Origin of the sequence: Metabacillus litoralis, assembly GCF_020524045.1 — a bacterium.
Taxonomy (GTDB): domain Bacteria; phylum Bacillota; class Bacilli; order Bacillales; family Bacillaceae; genus Metabacillus; species Metabacillus litoralis_C.
Window position 1 is genome coordinate 190,945 of the sequence record NZ_JAIVKL010000005.1, and the last position, 24,820, is coordinate 215,764.

The window sequence follows — 24,820 nt, forward strand, 5'->3', positions numbered from 1 at the left end:
GTGAGAGTTAACATCATCAAAGGGTATGAATAGAGAAAAAATAAAAGAAAATGTTAAGATAAAGGAAAGAGATATTATTAATTTGCAAGATGAGTTTCTTAACTAATATCCATATCATAATAAATAAAGGGAGGAGAATGATTATGGATGAATTTAATTTTCTTTCACAAGGTGATTCAGCCGTAACTGTTCAATTAGGTAAGAAAATACATATAGATACACATAAAAAGGTAAAACTGCTTTTTGAACATTTAAAATCAAATCCTTTTAAAGGTATGGTGGAGGTAACACCTAGTTATACATCTGTCACTGTTTTCTATGATCCTACAAAGATCACATTAAATCATTTTAACGAAACACCTTATCGTGAGGTTGTGAAAGTACTTTCTACCATTATCACTGCTATCAATGTTTCGTCAAACACCATGGAAACAAATACGCTCTCTATTCCTGTTTGTTATGGTGGGAAATATGGACCAGATTTAGAAGAAGTAGCAAGGTTTCATAACTTGACAGAAAAGCAGGTTATAAATTTTCACACTGAACAGGATTATCTTGTTTATATGATTGGTTTTGCTCCAGGATTTCCTTATTTAGGTGGGATGTCGGAAAAAATTGCTACACCTCGAAAATCGACCCCAAGACAAACTATTCCTGTTGGAAGTGTTGGAATTGGAGGAGAGCAAACAGGGATTTATCCAATTGAAAGCCCTGGAGGATGGCAATTAATCGGTCGTACACCACTAACTCTTTTTGATTCAGATAGGGATCAACCAAGTTTATTAAGAGCAGGTGACGTTGTTCGCTTTACACCAATTACTGAAGAGCAATTTGAGAATTGGGAGGTGATTTGATGACAATTGAGGTACTTGAACCTGGTTTATCCACTACTGTTCAAGATCTAGGTAGATATGGTTTTCAAGAATATGGGGTTGTTGTTAGTGGTGTTATGGATGAATATGCCGCAAAAATAGCAAATGCTTTAGTAGGTAATAATGATGACGACCCTTTGTTAGAAATAACCTTGATAGGGCCTACTTTGGTATTTAAGAGTGAAGCGATTATATCAATTTGTGGAGCTGATTTATCTGCGAAAATTGATGGAGTGGACATAACTTTATGGAGACCAGTTTATATAAAACCAGGAAGCGTATTGACGTTTGGCAGACCAATCGAAGGCTGTCGTTGCTATTTAGCTGTAGCTGGAGGATATGATGTTCCAATAGTAATGAACAGCAGTAGTACATACAGTAGAGGTGCTATAGGCGGATATCACGGGAGACCTCTTAAAAAAGATGATCTACTGAAGATAAATGAATTTAGTAGTGAAAACAATAAAATCCTCTTAAGGTATTTAAGTGAATTATCTTGCTCTAAATCTGGTTTTACATCTGTTTCATGGACAGTTAGTTCTCAAATCAAAGAAATTTACAGGAGGAAATCAGTTATTCGTTTTATGAAAGGTCCTCAATATTTTGATTTTACGAAAAAATCTTTGGAGAATTTTGAGACTATTCCTTTTCAAGTTAAAACAAATTCTGATCGGATGGGCTATCGTTTGCAATCTACTAAATTAGAATATAATCAAAAAAAGGATCTTTTATCAGAGGCTGTTACGAAGGGGACGATTCAGGTACCTCATGATGGTCAGCCTATTATCTTAATGGCAGATTGTCAAACAATAGGTGGATATCCTAAAATTGGGTATGTTGCAACTGTTGATTTACCAATTCTTTCTCAAGTGATTCCTGGTGAAAAAATTTCCTTTGAAGAGATATCACTTGGTGACGCACAAAAATTATTAATTAATAGAGAAAAGTTAGTGAAACAATTGAAGATAGGGTTGTTTTTAGCAATTAGGAGGATGGTTCATGGTGCTACAGGTTGATTTAAATTGTGATATGGGTGAGAGCTTTGGTGCATATACAATTGGTTCAGATGAAGAAATCATATCATCAATTACATCAGCAAATATAGCATGTGGATTTCATGCTGGTGATCCTACAACGATGAGAAAAACGGTAAGATTATCTTTGGATCATTCTGTTAGTATCGGTGCACATCCTGGTTTTGATGATTTAAGTGGGTTTGGAAGAAGAAATATGACGCTATCAGTTGAGGAAGTTTATGATTTAGTTACTTATCAAATTGGTGCTTTAAATGGTTTTGTCATCTCAGAAGGTGGAGTGTTACACCATGTGAAACCTCATGGAGCTTTATATAATTCAGCAGCTGTTAACAAAGAAATGGCCGAATCAATAGCTAGAGCTGTATATAAAGTAAATCCTGAACTAATATTATATGGTCTTTCTGGAAGTGAATTAATTACAGCTGGAAAAAAACATGGTTTACGAACGGCAAGTGAAGTGTTTGCAGATCGAACATACCAAGTAGATGGAACATTAACTCCTCGAACAAAAGAGAATGCTTTAATCAAAAATAAAGATGATGCGGTAAAACAAGTTCTCAACATGGTGAAAAAGCAAAAAGTCACAACAACAAGTGGCATAGAAATCCCAATTACTGCAAACACAATCTGTATACATGGTGATGGAGAAAACGCAGCTAAATTTGCGAAAAAAATCCACTATGCATTACATGAACATGAAATTAGTGTAAAGAGTATGTAAAAGGGGGGGCAGACCCCCTTTTACGTTTTAACCATATAGAGTACATAAGTAGATCGATCTTCGTCAATTTCGGCGGAGATTTTTTCGTATTCTTCGTTCTCGATCCATAAATAATCATTTCCTATTAGTGATAGAACTTCTTCGTGTGAATATAAATCATATGTGAAGATTAAAGGTGAAACACTATATTCTTTGTAATCACGTACTTCAAGTGTGACATGGGAGTAGGTTTCGGCATCTTCAAATATGTACTCATCAGTATCTTTTTCTACATATATAACATAGTATTCTTCCTCAAGACTTGATGAGGTTTGCTTATAAACTTGTTTTCCTTTAATGAAGAATTCACATAATCTTCGACAATAGATTTCATAAGGATCTTCAAATTCATAATGATATAAAGCTGGGTAATTATTTCGTTCGTCATTTATTCTGTATTCCAATTTATAACTTTTTTTCATATTTACCTCCAAATATATGGTTATATTTACTATACTATATAAGGTGATACTGATAGAACTTTTTTTATGTGAGAGGAGGGTTGTGTAATGGCTCAGAAAAAAACGAAAATGTTACTAACTGGTGTGATTTCAGCTTCTATGATTGCTGTTGCTGGTTGTGGAAATGATGAATCACTTCCACCAGTCCCAGAAGGAACAGATTGTGGTGATTGGGAATGGGAATCTGATGAAGGAGTGTGGGAATGTGATGATGATTCTTCCACACATCGTGGACATTATTATTATGGAGGCAGTTGGTTTGCGTCAAAAAGTAGCTTACGAACGAGTTCAGCTTATAAAAATTATAAATCAAGTAGCACATTTAAAGGTGGAGGTGCTGTATCTAAATCTAGTTCTGGATTTGGATCAGGCTCAAGCGGAGGTTTTGGTGGATAATGTCACAGGTTTTTAATAAGCATAATCATATAAAAAAACGTGCAGAAATTTATAATCAAATTAGCTCCTTCTGGCATGATTTAAATGACAATGAATATGCGTTATATGATATTGAATTCATAAAAAAACAAGAGCTTGAAAATATTCAATTGGTAACTGAAAGAGTCGGGAAAATCTTTTTTAAAATAGCTGATTTATTACGTGATTCTTCAGATGAAACACTTCTTCAACTAGATATTCCTAAAAGTGCTCTTCCTTATATAAGACATAGAGCATTACCAGTTGAAACAATTATCGCTAGAGTTGATCTTGTTCAAACAAGTGAGGGGTTAAAGGTTCTAGAACTAAACAGCGATACTCCTACTTTTGAAAAAGAAGTATTTCATGTAAATGGACACCTCTGTCGCGAGTTTGGTGCAATTGATCCAAATGATGGGTTAGTAAACATAGTAGGTAAAGAAATGAGAAAAGCTTTAGGTGAAGCTCTCCATCGTACAAAATGTAATGGTCACCCTCATATTGTATTTACATCACATGATCAGAATGAAGAAGATAAACTTACAACACAATTTTTAATGGAAACGTCCAATGTTTCAGCAAAATATGTACCATTACATAAATTATCAATTAAAAAGGATGAAGGGTTGTATGATGATCAGGGCAATAAAATCGATGTTCTTTATCGACAAACCTATCCATTAGAACATTTAGTAGAAGATGTGTCTGACGAAACAGAAGAACAAATAGGCGTGCAACTTATTGAGCTTGTTTATTCGAATAAGTTGATCATGCTAAATCCAATTTCAGCCTTCCTATTGCAATCAAAAGCTGTGCAAGCAGTGATTTGGGGAATGAAAGAGGTAGATTCTTCGTATTTCACTGTAGAAGAAAAACAATGGATCAATGATTATTTCCTACCAACTTACTTGGAAGAAGATGTATTTTTAGATGAAGGGTGGAAATATGTAAAAAAACCAAGCTTTGGAAGAGAAGGAGATACAGTTTCAATCTATCATGGAACAAAAAAACTACTAGAAGATCGAAATCATTCATATGAACATTCACTACCCGTGTACCAGAAATATGTTGATCTTCCATCGAAGGATATTAGAACAGTAAATGGAATAAAAGAAGCCAAAATTTTAATTGGCAGTTTCTTAATAAATGGAAAAGCCTGTGGAATTGGATTAAGAGCAGGAAGTCAAATTACGGATAATCATGCGTATTTTTTACCAGTAGGAATAAAACAGGAAAGAAGGGATTTTAAAGTATGAATTTTTCGGATTTATTTTTATCAACTTTATCTTATATTGGTTTGGCGTGTCTCCTATTATTTGTAGGAATTATCCTTTTTGAGGTTACGACAAAGAATAAAGAATTTGAACTGATTAAAAATGGTAATAAAGCAGCAGTGTATGCATTTGGAGGTCGAATCTTAGGTTTAGCCATTGTATTATATTCTGCCATAGCAAACTCTGTAAATATTTTGGATATGATTATATGGGGTAGCTTAGCGATCATCATGCAAATTATCATCTTTTATCTAGCAGAGCTTCTCACACCTAAATTTAATATAACAAAGGCGATTGATGAAGACAATCAAGCGGTCGGGTTATTTTTGCTGTTTTTATCAGTATCAATCGGATTAATCATTGCAGCTTCATTAACATATTGATATATCTTCTTTTTTTACTGGCTTTTAAAGTAGCTTGTTGAAAATGAGTTGAAATGTTCGATTTTTATGGATATAAAGATCTTCAACGGGCATCCTTGTTTAAAAGCTGTTCTTCTTAGTGAAGTCAGGGAGCTTCCACAGCGCTTGCGCTATTGGAATCTTCCTTTGACTATGCTTATAAATTCCTCGATGATTCTAACAATAGAAAAAACCAAAACACATTTAAAAAGACCCGAATCTTCCCTCCATTCCATTCTTAATACAAGTCATCCCATCAAATGGCGAAAAAAAGAAAATAATTCATGAAAGATAATAAGGTGAAATTTTTAGTACCTTATAAATATAGGAATAAATATGGAAGTCTTTGTAAATGTTATAAAGGCACTGTTATTTTAACAATTCCCGCCCTAAAAAAGATGAATAGGAAGCGCTTTTTTATGACATTAAAAACATCAAAAACAGAAGCAATTTTATGGAGTATTGCGTTACCGGGTTTTGCGCAATTTTTGAATGGGAAAATTGTGAAGGGTTTCATTTTTATATTCTTAGAATTTCTAATAAATGTTAATAGTAATTTTAACAAAGCGATCATGGCAAGTTTTTTAGGTGAAATTGACCGAGCATTTGATGTTTTGAATTTTCAATGGTTAATGTTTTATCCGTGTGTGTATATGTTTGCTATGTGGGATGCATTTAAGGATGCAGAAGGTGAAGTGTCTCCCTTTTCATTTCTTCCGTTTGTGTGTAGTGCTTACACAGTTACGGTTGGATTAATGTATTCACCAATTTTCAAGATTAATGGTGTTTTATTAGGTCCCATTTGGTTGCCAATACTTGCACTTATTCCAGGATTATTAATTGGTTTTACTATTAAGATACTCATTAATAGGAAAAGAGCTTCTTAAGTTTTTTATTTGAAGGTAGTTATCGGCATACTTTGTTACTTTTATAAACGTAAAACAGAATTGTATAAGTCAAGAGTAGGTATATTTTTCTCTGAAAAAGATACCTTTCGTACTCTGTTTTTACCGTATAATTAGTTTAATTACTTACCTTCATTCAGAGTGGAAAGAATAGATAGGATACCCTAATAAAACTAACTCTTCAAACGTATGATTTATGAAGATGTTGGTTTTATTTTTTGCTTTTATGGCTATGTAGCTCTTAGTGGGCCATAAATCACTTTTACATGTATTAATTGCAAAATCTCCACCCAATCGACGCGCTTTCAATGTGTTTCCGCAGAAGTGTTTAAAGTTTTCCTTGAATTGATTACAATGAAGCCTAAGAACAAGTATTCAATCATATATTATGTAGTTAGGTAATTAAAAACATTCTTTTAAAATTAACTATTTTTGTTAAAATAAACCATAAGAGATAGTTGAATTTGTATCAAGGTAAGAAAGCATAAGTTGTATAGAGTCAAATAGGAATGGATATTAAGTACATCTTCCTTATTAACCTAGCCTTATGCATATCGCCTAAGGTTAAGCACCTTGAGCTTCTCTTAAATTCATATAGAAGAACCATGCAAACAAGTCAATGTGATGGGTGAAGGTTCAAAAGTTTATACATCATAACAAATAATGGTTTGCGGGAGGTTAAGATGATAAGTGAAAATCAGTTAATTCATAAAACGTTTTATGAATCATTTTTATCAGATGAAAATCAGAAAATGCCAGTAGAGATTCTGGGGGAAGCATATTTTAATGAACAAAACACGGAAGAAAGCTATGATTTGTCATATATTCGTTATGCACAAGGAGAAATTTATTTTCAATATCATGACTATGAAACAGCTATCTTTAAATGGGAAAATATAAAAAATGAATTAGAGCAATGGGCAAAAATGAATATTGGTGATGCCTATTATAGGCTTGGCTTACTTTCTGCTGCTGAAGATATGTATACTTCAATTGATACAGAAGATTCTACTTTAAATAGTGAAGTAGCTTTGAAACTATTTTCACTTTATAAAGAGAGGGATAAAATAGACAATGCTTATGAAACGATAAAGCATGCAATTAATCTAAATCCTGATTATCCTGAAGTAACCATGATTGCCCGCGCGTTTTATGAACAATATCAAGATGATCAACATGCAGTGATGCTAGCTGTTTCAGAAACTTTACGTACAGGAAAAGAAGAATGGTTTTCTATCTTAATTTCATATGTAAAAGCAAATCAAATGAAGGATTTTTCTCCTGAATATTTTGCTGATACGATGCTAACAATGTTTGATATAAATAAAGTAATGTATGTTGATTATGTAAAAGCTTTATGGAAGAGTTATAGAGGAACAAAAGAATACATTAGTTGGCTTAACATGTTAAATGAAATGATATTAACTGTAGAAACTGATGATGAATATCATTGGGAGCAATTGATTCCATTATTTGAAGAAACATTTCTTGAACTTACAGATGGTACATATATGTTAGAAAAGCTGAAATCTGTGATTCCACAATTAGTAGCAAGCTGGTTAAAGCTTGCTACTAAGACAAATGCCTTGTTTCCATCAGCTATTGCACTTGCTTGGAATGAAATTTTTCCAGCAACAATGGATCAAGATGCAATTTCAAAAGCAGAAACCATTATATTTGATGCAGATAATAAGCGAAATAGTTTGAGTGATGCTCTTCAGCTCTTTAATACTATTATTAGTTGGGCAGGAAGCCATACTCTAGATATAGATTATAAGCTTAGATGGTGGGCGGAAGAGTTGATTGATAGAAGTGTAAAACAGCATATACTTCTATTGGGGAATGAAGGTAGTGGCAAGACAACGTTTATTCATTCTTTATTTGGTGACAAACTTTACACTGGTGCAACACAATCTTTTGTTGTTTTTCGTGACCATGAGGAGTTATTTATCAATCAAATATCTCAGTCTGGAGATCAAGAGATAGATAATAAAACAGAATTACTGAAAGAGATGGAATCCAACCCAGATTCTCTTTTTCAAGTAAAACAACCTTGTATTACCTTACATGAACAACAGTGCGCATTTATTGATACACCACCGATTAATAGTAGTGGCGTTGTAAGAGATGAACTCTTTGATTCGTTATTATTAGCTGACGGAGTTGTTTTTGTTTTAGATGGTTCCAAATCTTTATCGGATAAAGAATATGATATGTTATATCAAATGAAAAATTTTGTACCAACTCTCAAGGTTCATTTTTTATTAAATAAAATTGATTTAGTGGCAAGTGATGCAGATACGGAGATCATTATAACTGAAATCAAATCTAAACTTCACTCGCTTTTCCCAAATGCTGAAATTTTACCTTATTCATCTTTATATCCATATAGCCAGCAAAATAGTCAGTTAAATAGATTTTTAGATACTAACTTTCCTAGTGAATTGCAACAAATAGAGGAAAAAAGAACGACAAAAATCTTAACTGTGATAAGAAAAGTCATAGCAGATTTACTACAAAAGCGGGAAGATATGGAAAAAGGGTATGTTCATTCTATTCAATGGAATGAAGATATTTTAGGTCGTTTAAAAGGCTTTAACAATAAACTAACAGATCTACAACTAGAAAAAGTGGAATCACTGATTTCCGCCTACCATGAGGTAATAACGAACTTTAAAGTTGACTTACAAGAAACATTACCGAAGTTACTTAAGGAAAGTGCTGAGATTATCAAAGAAGATAGTGACTTTAAACAAATTCATATAGCCCTTAACGATCATATGAACAATAAAGTCAAAGAATATGTAGAGGAGAACCTACTCCAGACGGTTAGTCACCAGCTTGAAACTTGGGTTTCGGCATCTCATGATGAACTTCATGAAAGTCAAACATATTTAGTGGAAATGAGCGAAACATTTAATGATATCTATCAAGAAGAAAAGTTTTCATTAAAATGTGACTTTTCAATTTTATATGATTGGCGCCGAGATATAGACCGAATGATGGCAAGAATTTTTTATGATAATGAGAATATTATGTTAAAAAACAAACCGACCCAGATTCTTTTAAAAGGAGCCGGAAGAATCTTTGGCGCTATGAATCAAAACAATAGTGTCTTATATAATCAATATAAAAAATATGTAGAAAATGAATCTTATGAAGAAGTCGCAAATACAATTACAAATAAGCTATTTTTACCTCTAGAATTATTTGAAAAGGGGTTGAGGAAAGATATAACAACTTTCTTTACTAGCTCTATACATGAGGTAGAAAATATCATAGTTGAGATTGAAAATAATATTCAAAATGATAAAGATGAATTAAGTAGAATGAAAGAAAACCCGGAAATTTTTTATGATCCATTAAAACTTTTTGAGGTCAACCTATTGCAACAAGAATTTATGCTTCAGGCAAAAAAAGGGTATAGTCGAAGTTTTTAAGAAGTTAAAAGACTTATATCTACGTGGTATTCAAACGTAGATATAAGTCTTTTTATTTACATCAGATAAATATAGTATACGAAACGTTACATAGGTGATCTTCACAAAAATTTATGTAAAAAAAACCAAATTTCTTTTGTTAAGGAGTATAATGGAGTAAAAAAATAGTAGACTGACAGGAGAAAGTACATATGAAAAAAATGAATAGGCGTTATATAAATAGATTATTGATTCTTCTTTTAATCTTAGTTATTATTGCTTTTATTCCAACTCCATATTATCTTTATCAGCCAGGGACAATTGAAGATCTTGAACCAAAGGTTACGATAGAGGGTGCGCATAAAGATGAACAAGGAAGCTTTAATTTAACTACTGTATTATCTGTTAAGGCATTTAACCCATATATATTAGCATATGGTTTAGTCGCACCACACACTGATATTAAAAAAGAAGAAGATGTAAAAGGTGATTTAACAGATAAAGAATATACGAATTTATTAGATTTTATGATGCAGGATTCAAAACAAAATGCATTAGTTGCAGGATTTACAGAAGCAGGGGAAAATGTAGAAATTAGTTACAATGGAATTTTTGTTAGATCAATCTTATCTAATTCTCCAGCAAAAGATATTCTTGAAGTAGGAGATATCATCACAGCCATAGATGGTGAAAAGCTGAGCGATGTACCAAATTTCATTTCATATATCGAAGATAATAAAAAAGCGGGTGATTTTGCAGAACTTTCAATTCAACGAGGTAAAAAGGAGCTTGTGGAATCTGTTGAAATGATATCCTTAGATTCATCTTCAGATAAAGTTGGAATAGGAATAGTACCAGATGAGGAATTTACTGCTACAGTATCAAAGGATGTAAAAATTAATAGTGAAGATATAGGTGGACCTTCTGCAGGGCTAATGTTTTCACTAGAAATCCTCAATCAATTAACTGCTGAGGATTTAACAAAAGGCTACAAAATTGCCGGAACAGGTACCATTGATCATACTGGAAAGGTAGGTCAAATTGGCGGAATTACACACAAAATCACAGCTGCATCCGAAGAAGGTGTTGAGATTTTCTTTACACCTAAAGATATAACAAGCTATGATCGAAATCAAAAGGATATTGTGGCTGCGGTAAAAGAAAATGGTTATGATATTCGGGTTGTACCTGTAGCTACATTGAGTGAAGCTGTTGATTACTTAGAGAAGCTAGATCAGAAGAAGTGAATGAGTTTAGAGTGGGAGGAGCCATGTAGGTTTCTCTTTTTTGTTAGACTTTGTTAACTTTGTTGTTGATTTCTGTTAAAGGCATTCGTTTTCCTAGGAAATAATAAGCGCTTTTTTTCCTAGGTATAAGACAGATTACCACTTTCTACTTCTCTTATTTGAAGTAAAGTTTTTTTCATGATTTAAGTATTCTCATTGGAATTTTTAACAATAAAGAAAGTAAGCGTTCAACGAATAGTTAAACGCTTACTTAATCATATGACGAATCTTAAACTAGAGGTTCTGGTTTTTCACATGTACTTTCCATTCGATAGTGGGTACCATTGTCAGATGAGTCATGGAATGCATGCATGGCTTCTAATACATGATAAGCTAATTCGCCATTTGCACGGTATTTTTCTCCATTTAAAATAGCTTTGGCCATATCTGCTACACCAAGTCCTCTGCTGTTTTGAGCATAGCCTTTTGATAATGGAATTTCTATAAACTCTTTTTCATCTTTTTTCCTAATACGAACTGGTCCACCAAATGTGTTTGGATCTGGAACGAGTAAAGTTCCTTCACTGCCATAAATTTCGATAGGAGGAAGGGAAGATCCACCCATAGCATCAAAACTAGTTGTGATCGTTCCGATTGCACCTGATGCAAAATCAATTACTCCAGAGATATGAGTAGGAGTTTGAACGTTGATTATTGTTCCAGCTTTTGGTTCGCTCGTCACTGTTCGATTTTGATAACTAATACGAGTTGATCCAGATATTTTTTCAATTGGTCCTAATAGTGCTACTAGAGCTGTTAAATAATACGGTCCCATATCAAACATAGGGCCACCACCTATTTCATAGAAAAAGGCAGGATCTGGATGCCAATGCTCAGTGCCACGTCCAATCATGAAAGCAGAAGCTCCTATGGGAGTACCGATTTCTCCTTTCTCAATTAAATGGATAGCCGTTTGTATTCCAGCACCTAAAAAAGTATCTGGTGCACTGCCTACAAGGAGATTGTGCTTTTTAGCGGTTTCTAGAATGTGTCTTCCTTCTTCTCTAGTCACTGCAAGTGGCTTTTCTGTATAAATATGTTTCCCAGCTTCAAGAGCCTGGATACAAACTGTGGCATGAGCTTTTGGAATGGTTAAGTTAATAATTAATTGAATCTCAGGATCAGCGAGTAATTCTTCAACAGAGTATGCATTAGGAACACCGTATCTAGCTGCTTGTGATTGAGCGCGCTGTTCATCTAAATCAGCACAAGCTACCAGATCGAGATGTTCAAATTTTTGACAATTTTCCATGTAGATAGAGCTTATGTTTCCACAACCGATAATACCTATTTTGAGTTTCTTCATATTGAACCCTCCATTATTTTATAAAGATTATTAAATTAATAACGTAAGAGATTATTGGCTATCTCCCATTCCAGTATAAGAACGACCATTTGTTGAAGTGGCTAACCCTGTAGTGCGTTTTTTACCTTCAGCGGCCCATAAAAATCCTCTACGCATAATAAGTGAAACTTCTGGCATGGCAACAATATTTGCTTTATGACCTAATGAGTTATAAAAGACATGACCATGTCCCCAACGTTTTGTCCAAACTACTGGCATATCGACAGGTTTATTTGTTGCATGTGGTCCATCCACAACAGGAAAGCGGGTCGTCGCTAATACTTCAACCGCTGGGTCCACATGAAGATAGTACTGCTCACTCACAACCTTAAAATCAGAGAGACCTTCTAATAGAGGATTTGTCGTATCCTTCATGTTGACGATATATTCCACACCATCATTTCCTGGGTGTGCCACCCAGTTTCCACCAGTCATAAATTGCCAGTCAACATTGTTTCGAAAAGAATCACACATTCCACCATGACAGCCTGCTAATCCTACACCGTTAATGACGGCCTCAGAAATATTGAGAACATATTTCTTGGGTATCTCTCCCATAGTCCAATGTGGAACAATTAAGTCTAATGATTTCAGTTTTTCAGCATCAGCATACACATCTAATGAAGAAGAAACCTCCACATTGAAATTTTCTTCTTCTAAAATATTTTTAAAGATTTGTGAAATTTGTTCTGGTTCATGACCATCCCATCCACCCCATACAATTTGTGCGCTTTTTTTCATTTCAACCACTCCTTTATTCTATTAAACTTCTGAAATAGAAACCCATTGACGTTTTTCGATCGATTGATCAACTGCTTCTAACACTTGTTGACATTTAACACCATCATGGAAATTCGGTACAGGTTGTCGATTTTCTTTAAATGCTTCCATTAGTTCAACCACTTCATGAATAAAGGTGTGCTCATAGCCGATTGTATGTCCTGGTGGCCACCAATTTTCAGCAAAAGCATGTGATGGATCTGTTGCTAACACACGACGGAAACCTTGCACATCTTCATGGTCATCTGTGAAGTACACTTGTAACTCATTCATCCGTTCAAAGTCAAAAATGACACTGCCTTTGCTTCCGTTAATTTCGAATGAATTCGTGCAACGATGTCCAGTACCATAACGGGTAGCTTCAAAGCTTCCTAACGCCCCGTTAGCAAAACGAGTCATAAATAAAGTGGCATCATCAACAGTAACCTTGCCTTTTTCAGCTTGAGCATTGCTACTGTTTGCTGATAATCCAGTTGTATTCGTTGCGATAGGTCGTTCTTTAATGAATGTTTCGCTCATCCCAATAACTTCTGTCATATCACCGATCAAATAGTGTGCTAAATCAATTAAATGGGCACCTAAATCACCATGAGAACCAGAGCCTGCAATTTCCTTTTGAAGTCTCCATGCAAGAGGGAAGTTAGGGTCCACTAGCCAATCCTGTAAAAACCATGCACGATAATGATAAATATCTCCTAATTTTCCTTCTTCAATTAATTTTTTTGCTAACATAACAGCAGGAGCAAAGCGATAATTAAAGCCAACCATATGCTTTACACCTGCTGCTTCAACAACCTCTAGCATTTCACGTGAATCCTTTAATGTAAGCGCTAACGGTTTTTCGCAAAAAACATGCTTACCTGCTTTAGCTGCGGCAATTGTAATTTCTTTATGTACATCACTTGGTGCATTAATGTCAATTAAATCAATATCTTCTCGCTTGATAAGGGTTTTCCAATCTGTTGTATATTCTTCCCAACCAAATTGTTTCGCTGCTTCTGCAACTCCTTTGGTGTTCCGACCACAAATTACCTTCATTTCAGGTCGAATTGTGTTTGGGAAAAAAAGAGGTAAATCACGATAAGCATGACTGTGAGCTTTCCCCATAAACTTGTAACCAATCATTCCAATGTTTATTTTGTCCATAATATTTCCTCTTTTCAAAGTTTGATAGAAAGTATTTTATAAACAAAAAAATCTAAAATAAGTATTAATGCCGATTATTAGCACAATATTAGTGCACATGTAATGAAGATTCTCTTTCAATTAATGAAACGGGTAGTTTAATCATAATTTGCTCATTTATATCATGTGTGATGGATTGAAGAACCTTCTCAGCTGCTAATTGTCCCATTTCATAAAATGGAACATTTACAGAACTTAATGATGGAGTGGTCATTTTTGCGATTTCAGAGTTATCATAGCCGATAATCGCATAATCCTTACCAGCATGAAAACCTAATTCATTAAGCCTTTGCATAAGGCCAATAGCCATTCGGTCATTTGCTGAAATAATAGCTTTCGATTTAGCTAATAAAGAAGAGATTTGATCCGCAGCTTTATATCCACTTTTTCGACTATAATTCCCTTCGAAAATTAACTTCTCGTTAAAGTGTATTCCCTTTTGACTTAGGGCCTTTTTATATCCTTGAAGTCTGTCTAGACTATTAGAAAATTCAAGTGGACCATTTAAGAAGAGGATCTGTTGAAATCCTTTTTCTAATAAAGACATTGTTGCTTGATAGCTACCATCCACATGATCTGCATCAATAAAATGAAAATGCTGCTCAGAAAAGGTTTGATTAATAAGACAGTAGGGCAATTTCAATTGATGAAGTTTTTCAAGTGCCTCTAGTTCATTTTTGTTATGTCTGGCACCTAAGATGATACAGCCGTCTACTCTTTGTGAGTGAAAAAGCTGAACATAATCTTTTCGTTCATCAGGTGTTTGAAATATTAACAATAAACCATAACCTAATTCACCAAGTCGTGCGCCAATCCCACTAACTAGCTCTGAAAAATAATGAGTAGACAGTAAGTTTACTTTTGGGAGATAAGGAACGATCACACCTATGTTATTGCTTTTTCCTTTTGCAAAGTTTTGTGCAATGACATTAGGATGATAATTTAGCTCTTTCGCTGCTTGTAATACTTTTTGTTTTGTCTGCTCTCGCAAAGGCGAGATATTGTTGAATACCCTAGAAACAGTAGCTTCGGAGACTCCTGCTAATCTGGCAACATCTTTTCTACTAGTTAATGTATTCACCCCCTGTAACAATTATGTACACGCGTTCATTTTCTCTGTTTCTAGATGGAATGTCAATGAAAAATAAAAATTAAATATAAAAAAAATTTTTATGTTTAAGATATTTTTATTAGGGTATATTCCTAAAGACAGTATCCCCCCTGATACTTTCTATATGAAAAACTTGAGGAACCTTCATACTTTGTGTGGAGGTTCTTTTATGGGCTTTATTACCTGTTTTGGAAAATGATGTTGAAACATAGTTTGGTAGGATTTATAATCAAAAATGTAATCGTTTACAAAATTTAAAGCTGAAACAAACATAGAAGGATAAGTTATCCGCAAGGAGAATGGTATATGGTGAAAATGCGTGATGTAGCAAAATTAGCAAATGTTTCAGTTGCAACAGTTTCTAGGGTTCTACATAATCCAGAAACTGTAAAGGAGGCAACGAGAACTAAAGTCCTAAATGTAATTGATGAGTTAAATTATAAGCCTAACATGCTAGCTCGACAGTTTCGTAGAAATGAAACTAATATAATTCTCGTAGTTGTACCAAGTATTACAAATACCGTATTCTCTGGAATTATAGAAGGGATAGAATATGAAGCAGCAAATCATGGATATAGGGTGTTACTAGGGAATACAAATAGAAAAGTTGAAAACGAATATAACTTAGTTGATTTACTAAAGAAAAGGCAAACAGACGGTATGATTCTATTATCAGAAAGGATGGATCCCAACTATATAAAGTCTTTAAGTGAAGAATATCCTCTAGTTCTAGCTACTGCATATATTGAGGGATTAAAGGTTCCATCTGTATCAATCGATAATGTTAGTAGTAGTCGAGAAGCTGTTGAACATCTTATTAGACTTGGTCACAGAGAAATTGCTCATATAACTGGACCATTGCAATTTGCGATTTCTAAAGGTCGTTATAATGGTTATCGACAAGCGTTGATGCAAAATAATATTGAAGTTCGGAATATGCTAGTCCAAGAGGGGGATTTCACTTTTGAATCTGGCTATAACCAAATGATGAAATTATTGGCAATTGAGAAAGCACCAACTGCTATATTTGCAGCAAATGATGAAATGGCTATGGGAGCAGTAAAAGCTGCAAAAGAGCTTGGATTTGATGTTCCTCGAGATATAGCCGTTGTAGGATTCGATAATATAACATTTTCATCTAAATTTGATCCAGCCATAACGACAGTAGCGCAACCACTTTTTGAAATGGGTCAAAAGTCTATGAAATTACTATTACAGCAAATTCAAGGAAAGCCTATGCTTAAGTCACAATATATATTAGACTGTGATTTAATTGTTAGAGATTCATGTGGTGGAAAAATAAAAGAAAAGGTAATGAATGAGGAAATTAGCACATAAAATGTAATCGGTTACAATTTTAAGGGGGTGAGTAGCTGAAGTCGTTAGTAATCGTAAATATAAATGTAACCGGTTACAAACATCTGTTGGAAAGGGGGAATCATTTTGGCAAATATTCAATTCAGTTTACAGTTATACACTTTACGTGAAGAGACTGGAAAAGATTTTATAGGTACATTGGAAAAGGTAGCAAAGCTTGGTTATCAAGGGGTCGAGTTTGCTGGATATGGGGGAATAAGAGCATATCAAATGAGAAAGGAACTTGACCGACTAGGACTGAAAGCAAGTTCTAGCCATGTGCAACTATCATTGCTTGAAAGCGAATTAGAGCAAGTAATTGAATATCAGCAAATAATTGGTAGTCAACATGTTGTATGTCCTGTACTGCCAACTGAAAGAAGATCAAAAGAGGCTTACTTTGAGCTCATTCCAATCTTAAATGAAATTGGACGAAAGTGTCATGAAGCAGGAATAACTCTTTCTTATCATAATCATGACTTTGAATTAGTGAAGTTAGATAATGGCAAAATGCCTCTAGAACTCATATTAGCGGAAACAAATTCTGAATGGGTTAAGGCAGAGTTTGATGTTTATTGGTTAACTAAAGCCGGAGAGGATCCAGTTCTGTGGTTAAAACGATATGAAGGAAGAACACCGCTTGTTCACATAAAGGATATGACAACAGATGGAGAAGAATTTTTTGCTGAGTTAGGAACTGGTGGTGTAAATCTAGATGGTGTACTTAAGCAAGGGGAACAATCGAAAGTAGAGTGGTTTATTGTTGAGCAGGACAGATCAAGAATCTTACCTCTAGATAGCATAGAAATTAGTATGAATTATCTGAAAAGTAAGAAATTAATCACTTTTTAAAGTCTATAATAACGAAAACAAAGGGGATGGAAGAATTGAAGAAATTACTATCCATTTTAACAATTATGGCTGTATTACTACTAACTGCTTGTGGACTTAACGGGGGTGGGTCAACAGCGGAGACTACATCAGATGCAGATTCAAGTAAAACAAATGATGAGAAAAAGACATTAGAATTCTGGCATATTGACACAGGGGAAAAAGAGTTAGTTTATGAAGAAGCAGTTGAGAGATTCAAAGAAAAGCATCCAGATGTTGAAGTAAAGATCCTACAAATTCCTAATGATGCTTACAAACAAAAGTTATCAGTTGCTATGTCTGGTGATGATGCCCCAGACGTATTTCATAGTTGGGGAGGCGGCTGGTTAAAGAACTTTGTTGATCAAGGAAAAGTGTACGATATCACAGAAGAAACGGATAAATCTCACTTTAATGAACTTGCGCTAAACAATGCCACTTTTGATGGTAAGGTATATGGTATGCCTTTAAGCCTTTCGATAGATGTTGTTTTTTATAACAAGGAGATATTTGATAAATACGGATTAAAAGCACCGAAAACATATGATGAGTGGCTTAATGTTATTGATACGTTAAACAAAAACGAAATTATCCCTATTGCTTTAACAAACCAAACAAAATGGCCAGGTGCTTATTATCTAATGAATTTTGCAAGCAGAATTGCCGGTCCTGAACTGTTTGAGAGTGCTTTTAATAGACAAGGAAAAGGTTTTGATGATCCTGCTTATGTTGAGGCTGGAAAATATATTCAAGAGTTAGTAGAAAGAGATGCCTTCAATCCTGGATTTAACGGTGTTCCATATGATGAAGGTCAAGGTCGTCAGTTAATGTATACTGGTCAGGCTGCAATGATGGATATGACTATCTCATTTTTAAATAATGTAAAACAAGAAGCTCCGGAATTTAAAGAGAAATTAGATTTCTTCTTATTCCCAACACTTCCTAATGGTAAAGGAGATCAAACACATGTGGGAGCAGCAACTGGACCTGTATGGTCAATAGCACAAAACAGTGAAAATCACGATTTAGCTTCTGAACTTGTTAAAGAATTAACTAGTGCAGAAACAGCTCAAAATTATACAGATAGAACAGGCTCTCTAACAGCAATTAAAGACGTTGTTCCAGTAGATGAATTCACAAAAAGATTTTATGATGTGGTACAACAAGCAACTCATTTACAAATGCCTTATGACCAAACACTTCCTCCTGAATTAGCAGAATTACACAAAGATACAACTCAAGCGATTTTTGGGCAAGACATGACACCTGAAGAAGCAGCAAAAAAAATGGAAGAAAAGGCTAAAGAAGTTTTAAAGTAATAAAAAGTAGGAGGGGGTTGTCCCCTCCTGTTTTAGAAAAGGAGTGACTGCAATGAATACACCTGTAAAAATAGCTGATAGACATGAAGTAGTTGAGCTTAATACAGTTACAAAGTATAAAAAAATTAGAAGTGCATTAACGATTAGCGCATTTGTTGCACCAGCGATTATTATATATGCTGTTTATGTTTTATTTCCTATTATGTCCACTCTTATGTATAGCTTTTATGAATGGGATGGAATGGGTGTAGGAGTATTTGTAGGTTTGCAGAATTATCTTGATCTATTCAAAGATGCTGTTTTTTGGAAAGCTCTTACAAATAATACATGGGTAGTATTAACTTCAGTTTTTGCTCAAATTCCTCTTGGTTTAATCATGGCATTAATGTTATTTGCACCTATTAAAGGTATAAAATTCTTTAGTAGTGTTTATTTCTTTCCATTTCTCATGTCAACTGTAGCCATCGGATTGTTATGGGTACTAATGTTTGATCCGTTAAATGGGGTAATTAATAGCATAATAAATGTATTTGGTTTTGAAAACGTTTCATGGCTAAGTGAAACGAATACCGCATTATTTGCTGTGTTATTAGTTATTGTTTGGCAATTCTCCCCATTTTATATGATTCTTTTTAAAGCTGCGATTGTTGGAATACCTGGCGAATTATATGAAGCAGCTGAAATTGATGGTGCTAGTTCTTTTCAAAAGTTTTTTAACATTACATTACCACTTCTAATGCCAACGATCGTAAGCTCCTCTATTTTAGCTATTGTAGGATCATTAAAAGCATTTGATATTTTCTATATTATGACAGGTGGAGGTCCTAATCACGGAACGGAATTACTGGGAACATATATGTTTAAGCAAGCATTTATTAACTTTAACATGGGCTATGCAAGTGCAATTGCTTTTATTATGTTCTTTTTAGCTCTATTCGTTACTATTATTATTCAGGTTATGGATCATTTTCGCAAAAAGAAAGGAGCCTACGGAATATGATAATGAGGTTAAAGAAACTACCCCTTTATATTATTGCTTTTATGTTGTTAATTTTCACGGGTTTTCCTTTCATTTATATGATTTCAACTTCTCTCAAATCACGTAGTCATTTTTTTGAGGAACCATTTGCGTTATTTTCATCGTTTAGTTTAGAAAATTTCACATCAGTTTTTGAAATGGGATTAACCCGATACTTCATAAATAGTATTTTTGTATCAATTATAGCTGTGATTATTGTCATGTTTGTAGCTGCATTGGCAAGCTACCCTTTAAGTAGGATGAAATTCAAATTAAACAAAGTTCTATTCCTACTATTTATATCAGGAATGATGCTACCTATTCATGCCACGCTTATTCCGATCTTTAAACTTACACAAAGCATGGGAGTATTCGATACGATATGGGCATTATTGGGACCTTATATTGCATTTAGTCTCCCTATCTCAATTTTTATTTTAACTCAATTTATGCAGGAAATTCCTAAATCATTAGAAGAGGCAGCAAAAATGGATGGTTGTAACCACTTCGGGATTTTCTGGAGAGTGATTCTCCCTATGTTAACACCAGCTTTAATGACGGTGTTGATCTATAACTTTATCCATCTTTGGAACGAATTTATTTTTGCACTTGTTTTAATTTCAAGCCCAGAAAACATGACATTACCTTTAGGATTACAAGACTTTAAAGGAGAATTCTCAGTAAATATACCAGGACTTATGGCCGCCTTAACATTAGCTAGCTTGCCTATTCTTGTTGTTTATCTTTTCTCTCAAGAGAAAGTTGTAAAAGGTTTAGCAGGTGGGGCCGTAAAAGGATAAAACAAAAAATGGAGGTAGGTAATGATGACAAAAATCAAGGTTGGAGTTATTGGCTGTGGAAGTATCGCAAGAAGACGTCATTTAATTGAGTATGCAAAAAATGAGAATGTAGATATCGTAGCAGTGTGTGATGTTGTGAAGTCACGTGCAATTGAAATGGCTGAAAAATATGGTGCAAATGCATTTGAACAATACGAAGAAGTTATTAAACTTGCAGAAGTAGATGTGATAAGTGTTTGTTTACCTAATAATCTTCATGCTCCAGTTTCAATTGCTGCTTTAAATGCCGGTAAACATGTTCTCTGTGAGAAACCTATGGCAACTTCAAGAGAAGAAGCAGAAAAAATGATAGAAGCAGCTAAACAAAATGACAAAATATTAATGATTGCGCATAATCAACGCTTTGTATCATCTCACCAGAAAGCAAAACAAATAATCGAAAGCGGTGAGATAGGAAAGATTTATAGTTTTCGAACAACATTTGGTCATCCTGGACCAGAGAGGTGGAGCATTGATGGGAGAAATAGCTGGTTCTTTGAAAAAGAACAGGCATTCATTGGTGCATTAGGTGATTTAGGTGTCCATAAATCAGATTTAATTCGTTATTTATTGGGAGATGTAGCGGAGGTTAGTGCATTTGTTGAGACATCCTCAAAGGGAGATACAAAGGTAGACGATAACGCAGTGGTGATTTTGAAAATGGAGTCTGGTGTAATTGGAACATTAGCAGCTAGTTGGTCATATGTAACCGGTGGTGACAACTCTACTATTATATATACTGAAAATGCTGTTTTAAGATTAGAAGATGACCCAGGCCATTCACTAATTGTCCAATATAAGACAGGAGAGGTTGTGAAGTATCAATTAGATAAAATTCAAACAAATGATGAAGGGGGTCAAACGAATACACATGTTATTGATCACTTTATCGACTCTATCATAAATAAAAAAACACCACTTATAACTGGAGAAGAAGGTAAAAGATCACTTGAAGTAATTTTAGCAGCACTTGAATCTAATGAGACGAAAAAAGTAGTGAAGATATAGGCATCAAAAATAAGTGAGTCCTTAGTGGCTCACTATTTTTTTGACTTAAACACCATGCTAAACAACCCTCAAATAAAAGAAAGTCTAATCTTAAGAATTTCTTCAAAATTTCCCTACCCTTCTGTTAAGAACTCTTGTTTATACTAAGAACAATCTCAACAAATATAACTCATGGTATACTTTGGAAAGGAGGATGAAAAGATGACTAATTATACCGTTTTAGTAGTAGATGATGATAAAGAAATTCGCGAAGCGATTGAGATATATTTGAAAAATGAAGGTATGACAGTTATCGCGGCTCAAGATGGTGTTGAAGCGATTGAACGTCTGAACGAACATGAAATTCATTTGATTTTATTAGATATTATGATGCCTAGAATGGATGGTATTTCAACAACATTTAAAATAAGAGAACAAAAAAACATCCCTATTATTATTCTGAGTGCTAAAAGTGAAGATACAGATAAAATTTTAGGATTACAGGTTGGAGCAGATGATTACATAACAAAGCCATTTAATCCTTTAGAGCTTATTGCTAGGGTGAAATCACAGCTTAGAAGATATGTAACATTAGGTCCTTTTGAAGGAAGAAATAAATCAATTGATCTTAATGGACTAACAATCGATCAGTCTGCAAAAGAAGTTGCTGTTGGTGGAGAACCTGTGAAGTTAACACCAATTGAATTTAAAATTGTTGAATTGTTAATGGTTAATGCTGGTCATGTATTTTCTATCTCTGAAATTTATGAAAGAGTATGGAAAGAACCTTGTTATAACGCTGAAAATACCGTTGCCGTGCATATTCGTAAAATTCGCGAAAAAATAGAAATTGACCCTAAAAATCCAAGATATTTGAAGGTGGTATGGGGAATTGGATACAAAATGGAAAAATAGGTCTTTATTAATTGTATGGCTAGTTTTATTTACATATGGAGTAAGTGGTGTGCTTTCCGTTATAAATAATAACTACGATTTTGAGAAGCAAAGTTATTTTAAAACATCACAGTTTGAGCAGACAGTTGATGAATTACTAATGTATGTGAATTCGTTTGAAATTTCATATCAATCTAAGGAAGAAGTAAAAAAATTAATTACAGTGTCTAATGAAGAAATAGAAGAACATCGATTTCATTATGGTGATTTAACCGATCAAATAATGAATATTGAGGGTCAATATGTATCTAAGATCGAAGAGGCTCAATCTGAAAAAGTTGCAGAATTATATCGTACAGAAAGAGATGGAAAAATCGAGGACATTACGAAGAATTTCGAAAGTGATGAGTATGTTAAAGAAAAAATTATAAAAGAAAAAGAGCAAGCCATTGATGAACACTTTGATGATCTTGAGAGCTATCGCGGAGAATATCAATCATACAAGGAAGCATTTTTCTATTATTTAAAAAATACCTCATCAGGTGATGTTTATACCAATTTACCAATTAAAGATGATGGAAGTATTGAAAAATATATTAATGAAGAAACAACACATCATGTGATAGAATACCCTTCAAAACAAAACACATATTTGTCGTTGAATAATAGGGTACTTTATCCTGACGAGGAATACCTTCATGTAGGTGACGAAAATTCAGATGATCTTTATGAGGGTACAATTGCAGTTGTTAAGAATTCTGGAAATAATAACTTTGTTTTAGCGAATTACCAAGAATTTAAAACCCAGCAGAAGCTTTTCTGGGGGAAAGTCATTGCCGCAATTATTGCTTTATTTACTAGTTTCTTTATTGGGAAAAAATTAAATGTTATTATTCAAATTCAATCAAATCGAATAAAAGAAATCGCTGACAAACTACCTATAGATGTAGCATTTTTCTTTTTCGTTTGTACAACATTTTTTTGGTGGATCTTATTTTTGGACTCTCTAGATTACATGTATTATGATTTTGTATGGTTTGTCTTTGAGCTAGGGTGGTTGTCGCTATTTCTAGGTTTATCTCTTGTTCAAGGAATCTATTTATATCCTAGAGTAATAAATGTCTTTTCTCATAAAGAGAATCTAGAAAATACACTTACAAGTAAGTTAATTAAAATGGTTCAAGTGGCTTTTTTGAATAAAGCTGTAGGTTGGCAAGTATTTATCTTATTAGCAATTGTTTTTGTGTTTGGAGCAGGATTTGGCCTTGTACTTTATGAACCTGAAATTTTACTTGTTTATATACCTGTTTTTATCGTTTTAGGTTTGCCGATTTTCTTACTAATTGTGAAACGTACTGCATATTTTAATGAGATAACCAGTAATACTAATGCTTTAGCAAATGGTCACTTTGAACCGGATTTAAAAATAACTGGTAAATCTGTGTTGGCAAAGCTTGCAGAAGATATAAATAGTATGAAACATGGTGTGAAAAGATCACAAAAAGAACAAGTGAAAAGTGAGCGATTAAAAACAGAATTAATCACGAATGTAAGCCATGACTTACGTACTCCATTAACATCAATCATCACTTATTCTGAGCTATTAAAGAATCCTAATATAGAAGAAGATGAACGGAAAACATATATAGAAATTATTGACCGTAAATCTAAAAGACTTAAGAGTTTGATTGATGATTTATTTGAAGCGTCAAAAATGGCTAGTGGAAACATTGAACTATCTAAGGCAAAAGTTGATATTGTTCAACTGCTTCAACAGGCATTAGCAGAGTATAACGAAAGTATTCAGGAGTCGACTATTCAATTTAGAGTAATGAATCCAGAAAGCTCTGTTTTCTCATATGTAGATGGTCAAAAGCTTTGGAGAGTTTTTGATAATTTAATTGGCAATATTCTTAAATATTCACTAGAGCATACAAGAGCTTATATTCAAGTGAAGGAAGAAAATAATCAAGTATGTATTACATTTAAGAATATATCAAAATATGAACTAAACGATGATGTTGAGGAATTATTTGAACGATTTAAAAGAGGAGATAAGTCACGACAAACGGAGGGATCAGGATTGGGTCTTGCCATTGCGAAGTCAATCATCGATCTTCATGAAGGCCAACTTAATATAGATGTTGATGGTGATTTATATAAAGTGACAATTCTGTTGGATAAAATGGAAGAAAAAAAATAAACTTTATGTTTAGGGTCAGACAAGGGTCTGGCCCCTTTATTACATTAACTTAACGAGTACCATATAATTCCTTTACATTCTTTC

General features: G+C 33.9%; 22 protein-coding genes. 17 read left to right on the forward strand and 5 right to left on the reverse strand.

Annotation, left to right across the window (positions count from 1 at the left end):
* Positions 1-143 precede the first annotated feature (143 nt).
* The 3 genes from pxpB to LC076_RS09360 are packed head-to-tail and all read left to right on the forward strand — an operon-like array spanning position 144 to position 2,630.
* Positions 144-854 (forward strand): 5-oxoprolinase subunit PxpB, encoded by a 711-nt coding sequence (pxpB, locus tag LC076_RS09350; protein WP_226667960.1) that lies wholly within the window; start codon positions 144-146, stop codon positions 852-854.
* A complete protein-coding gene (locus LC076_RS09355) occupies positions 854-1,888 on the forward strand; it encodes a biotin-dependent carboxyltransferase family protein (RefSeq protein WP_226667962.1) in 1,035 nt (344 codons plus the stop codon). The genes pxpB and LC076_RS09355 overlap by 1 nt, the downstream gene beginning before the upstream one ends.
* Positions 1,875-2,630, forward strand: coding sequence for a LamB/YcsF family protein (locus LC076_RS09360; protein WP_226668542.1), 756 nt, complete (start codon positions 1,875-1,877; stop codon positions 2,628-2,630). The genes LC076_RS09355 and LC076_RS09360 overlap by 14 nt, the downstream gene beginning before the upstream one ends.
* Before the next feature lie 20 nt (positions 2,631-2,650).
* Here the strand turns inward: LC076_RS09360 and LC076_RS09365 are convergent, their stop codons facing one another.
* Positions 2,651-3,091: a hypothetical protein gene (locus tag LC076_RS09365; RefSeq protein WP_226667964.1), complete on the reverse strand. Its 441-nt coding sequence runs from the start codon at positions 3,089-3,091 to the stop codon at positions 2,651-2,653.
* Between the two features lie 87 nt (positions 3,092-3,178).
* Between LC076_RS09365 and LC076_RS09370 the strand changes: the two genes are divergently transcribed.
* The 6 genes from LC076_RS09370 to LC076_RS09395 all read left to right on the forward strand — a co-directional run bounded on the left by LC076_RS09370 (position 3,179) and on the right by LC076_RS09395 (position 10,790).
* Positions 3,179-3,526, forward strand: coding sequence for an aminotransferase yhxA (locus LC076_RS09370; protein ID WP_226667966.1), 348 nt, complete (start codon positions 3,179-3,181; stop codon positions 3,524-3,526).
* The gene (locus LC076_RS09375) at positions 3,526-4,800 is read left to right on the forward strand and encodes a glutathionylspermidine synthase family protein (RefSeq protein ID WP_226667968.1); all 1,275 of its coding nucleotides are present in this window, start codon (positions 3,526-3,528) and stop codon (positions 4,798-4,800) included. The genes LC076_RS09370 and LC076_RS09375 overlap by 1 nt, the downstream gene beginning before the upstream one ends.
* On the forward strand, positions 4,797-5,201 hold the full coding sequence (locus LC076_RS09380) for a DUF350 domain-containing protein (RefSeq protein WP_226667970.1): 405 nt from the start codon (positions 4,797-4,799) through the stop codon (positions 5,199-5,201). Before LC076_RS09375 ends, LC076_RS09380 begins: the two co-directional genes overlap by 4 nt.
* Positions 5,202-5,638: 437 nt before the next feature.
* Positions 5,639-6,106, forward strand: coding sequence for a hypothetical protein (locus LC076_RS09385; protein ID WP_226667972.1), 468 nt, complete (start codon positions 5,639-5,641; stop codon positions 6,104-6,106).
* A gap of 701 nt (positions 6,107-6,807) precedes the next feature.
* A complete protein-coding gene (locus tag LC076_RS09390) occupies positions 6,808-9,564 on the forward strand; it encodes a GTPase domain-containing protein (RefSeq protein ID WP_226667973.1) in 2,757 nt (918 codons plus the stop codon).
* A 191-nt stretch (positions 9,565-9,755) separates the two neighbouring features.
* Positions 9,756-10,790, forward strand: coding sequence for a SepM family pheromone-processing serine protease (locus LC076_RS09395; protein WP_226667975.1), 1,035 nt, complete (start codon positions 9,756-9,758; stop codon positions 10,788-10,790).
* Positions 10,791-11,058: 268 nt separating this feature from the next.
* On the opposite strand, the gene LC076_RS09400 is transcribed toward LC076_RS09395, so the two are convergent.
* From LC076_RS09400 to LC076_RS09415, 4 genes are all read right to left on the reverse strand, one after another.
* Positions 11,059-12,135, reverse strand: a complete 1,077-nt coding sequence (locus tag LC076_RS09400) for a Gfo/Idh/MocA family protein (protein ID WP_226667977.1) — start codon at positions 12,133-12,135, stop codon at positions 11,059-11,061.
* A gap of 51 nt (positions 12,136-12,186) precedes the next feature.
* Positions 12,187-12,915, reverse strand: a complete 729-nt coding sequence (locus tag LC076_RS09405; RefSeq protein WP_226667979.1) for a ThuA domain-containing protein — start codon at positions 12,913-12,915, stop codon at positions 12,187-12,189.
* A 21-nt stretch (positions 12,916-12,936) separates the two neighbouring features.
* Positions 12,937-14,100, reverse strand: coding sequence for a Gfo/Idh/MocA family protein (locus LC076_RS09410; protein ID WP_226667981.1), 1,164 nt, complete (start codon positions 14,098-14,100; stop codon positions 12,937-12,939).
* Positions 14,101-14,188: 88 nt separating this feature from the next.
* Positions 14,189-15,220 (reverse strand): LacI family DNA-binding transcriptional regulator, encoded by a 1,032-nt coding sequence (locus tag LC076_RS09415; protein WP_226667983.1) that lies wholly within the window; start codon positions 15,218-15,220, stop codon positions 14,189-14,191.
* A 336-nt stretch (positions 15,221-15,556) separates the two neighbouring features.
* On the opposite strand from LC076_RS09415, the gene LC076_RS09420 reads away from it, so the two are divergent.
* From LC076_RS09420 to LC076_RS09455, 8 genes are all read left to right on the forward strand, one after another.
* Entirely contained in the window at positions 15,557-16,588 is a 1,032-nt protein-coding gene (locus LC076_RS09420) for a LacI family DNA-binding transcriptional regulator (RefSeq protein WP_226667985.1), read from the forward strand.
* Between the two features lie 105 nt (positions 16,589-16,693).
* Entirely contained in the window at positions 16,694-17,458 is a 765-nt protein-coding gene (locus tag LC076_RS09425; RefSeq protein ID WP_226667986.1) for a sugar phosphate isomerase/epimerase family protein, read from the forward strand.
* 26 nt (positions 17,459-17,484) lie between these two features.
* Entirely contained in the window at positions 17,485-18,795 is a 1,311-nt protein-coding gene (locus LC076_RS09430) for an ABC transporter substrate-binding protein (protein WP_226667988.1), read from the forward strand.
* 52 nt (positions 18,796-18,847) lie between these two features.
* Entirely contained in the window at positions 18,848-19,795 is a 948-nt protein-coding gene (locus tag LC076_RS09435) for a carbohydrate ABC transporter permease (RefSeq protein WP_226667990.1), read from the forward strand.
* Positions 19,792-20,613, forward strand: a complete 822-nt coding sequence (locus LC076_RS09440) for a carbohydrate ABC transporter permease (RefSeq protein WP_146948624.1) — start codon at positions 19,792-19,794, stop codon at positions 20,611-20,613. The genes LC076_RS09435 and LC076_RS09440 overlap by 4 nt, the downstream gene beginning before the upstream one ends.
* 24 nt (positions 20,614-20,637) lie before the next feature.
* Positions 20,638-21,660 (forward strand): Gfo/Idh/MocA family protein, encoded by a 1,023-nt coding sequence (locus LC076_RS09445; RefSeq protein WP_226667992.1) that lies wholly within the window; start codon positions 20,638-20,640, stop codon positions 21,658-21,660.
* A gap of 201 nt (positions 21,661-21,861) precedes the next feature.
* Complete coding sequence (locus LC076_RS09450; RefSeq protein ID WP_226667994.1) at positions 21,862-22,554, forward strand: response regulator transcription factor; 693 nt, start codon at positions 21,862-21,864, stop codon at positions 22,552-22,554.
* Entirely contained in the window at positions 22,532-24,736 is a 2,205-nt protein-coding gene (locus LC076_RS09455) for a sensor histidine kinase (RefSeq protein ID WP_226667995.1), read from the forward strand. The genes LC076_RS09450 and LC076_RS09455 overlap by 23 nt, the downstream gene beginning before the upstream one ends.
* Positions 24,737-24,820: the final 84 nt, after the last annotated feature.

Excerpts from the sequence above, each read along its gene's own strand:
- LC076_RS09380 (WP_226667970.1), top strand. The coding sequence starts at position 4,797 with ATGAATTTTTCGGATTTATTTTTATCAACTTTATCTTATATTGGTTTG.
- pxpB (WP_226667960.1), top strand. The coding sequence starts at position 144 with ATGGATGAATTTAATTTTCTTTCACAAGGTGATTCAGCCGTAACTGTT.
- LC076_RS09405 (WP_226667979.1), bottom strand. The coding sequence starts at position 12,915 with ATGAAAAAAAGCGCACAAATTGTATGGGGTGGATGGGATGGTCATGAA.
- LC076_RS09440 (WP_146948624.1), top strand. The coding sequence starts at position 19,792 with ATGATAATGAGGTTAAAGAAACTACCCCTTTATATTATTGCTTTTATG.
- LC076_RS09395 (WP_226667975.1), top strand. The coding sequence starts at position 9,756 with ATGAAAAAAATGAATAGGCGTTATATAAATAGATTATTGATTCTTCTT.
- LC076_RS09400 (WP_226667977.1), bottom strand. The coding sequence starts at position 12,135 with ATGAAGAAACTCAAAATAGGTATTATCGGTTGTGGAAACATAAGCTCT.
- LC076_RS09370 (WP_226667966.1), top strand. The coding sequence starts at position 3,179 with ATGGCTCAGAAAAAAACGAAAATGTTACTAACTGGTGTGATTTCAGCT.
- LC076_RS09450 (WP_226667994.1), top strand. The coding sequence starts at position 21,862 with ATGACTAATTATACCGTTTTAGTAGTAGATGATGATAAAGAAATTCGC.
- LC076_RS09435 (WP_226667990.1), top strand. The coding sequence starts at position 18,848 with ATGAATACACCTGTAAAAATAGCTGATAGACATGAAGTAGTTGAGCTT.
- LC076_RS09420 (WP_226667985.1), top strand. The coding sequence starts at position 15,557 with ATGGTGAAAATGCGTGATGTAGCAAAATTAGCAAATGTTTCAGTTGCA.
- LC076_RS09390 (WP_226667973.1), top strand. The coding sequence starts at position 6,808 with ATGATAAGTGAAAATCAGTTAATTCATAAAACGTTTTATGAATCATTT.
- LC076_RS09410 (WP_226667981.1), bottom strand. The coding sequence starts at position 14,100 with ATGGACAAAATAAACATTGGAATGATTGGTTACAAGTTTATGGGGAAA.
- LC076_RS09355 (WP_226667962.1), top strand. The coding sequence starts at position 854 with ATGACAATTGAGGTACTTGAACCTGGTTTATCCACTACTGTTCAAGAT.
- LC076_RS09445 (WP_226667992.1), top strand. The coding sequence starts at position 20,638 with ATGACAAAAATCAAGGTTGGAGTTATTGGCTGTGGAAGTATCGCAAGA.
- LC076_RS09430 (WP_226667988.1), top strand. The coding sequence starts at position 17,485 with ATGGAAGAATTGAAGAAATTACTATCCATTTTAACAATTATGGCTGTA.
- LC076_RS09365 (WP_226667964.1), bottom strand. The coding sequence starts at position 3,091 with ATGAAAAAAAGTTATAAATTGGAATACAGAATAAATGACGAACGAAAT.
- LC076_RS09385 (WP_226667972.1), top strand. The coding sequence starts at position 5,639 with ATGACATTAAAAACATCAAAAACAGAAGCAATTTTATGGAGTATTGCG.
- LC076_RS09375 (WP_226667968.1), top strand. The coding sequence starts at position 3,526 with ATGTCACAGGTTTTTAATAAGCATAATCATATAAAAAAACGTGCAGAA.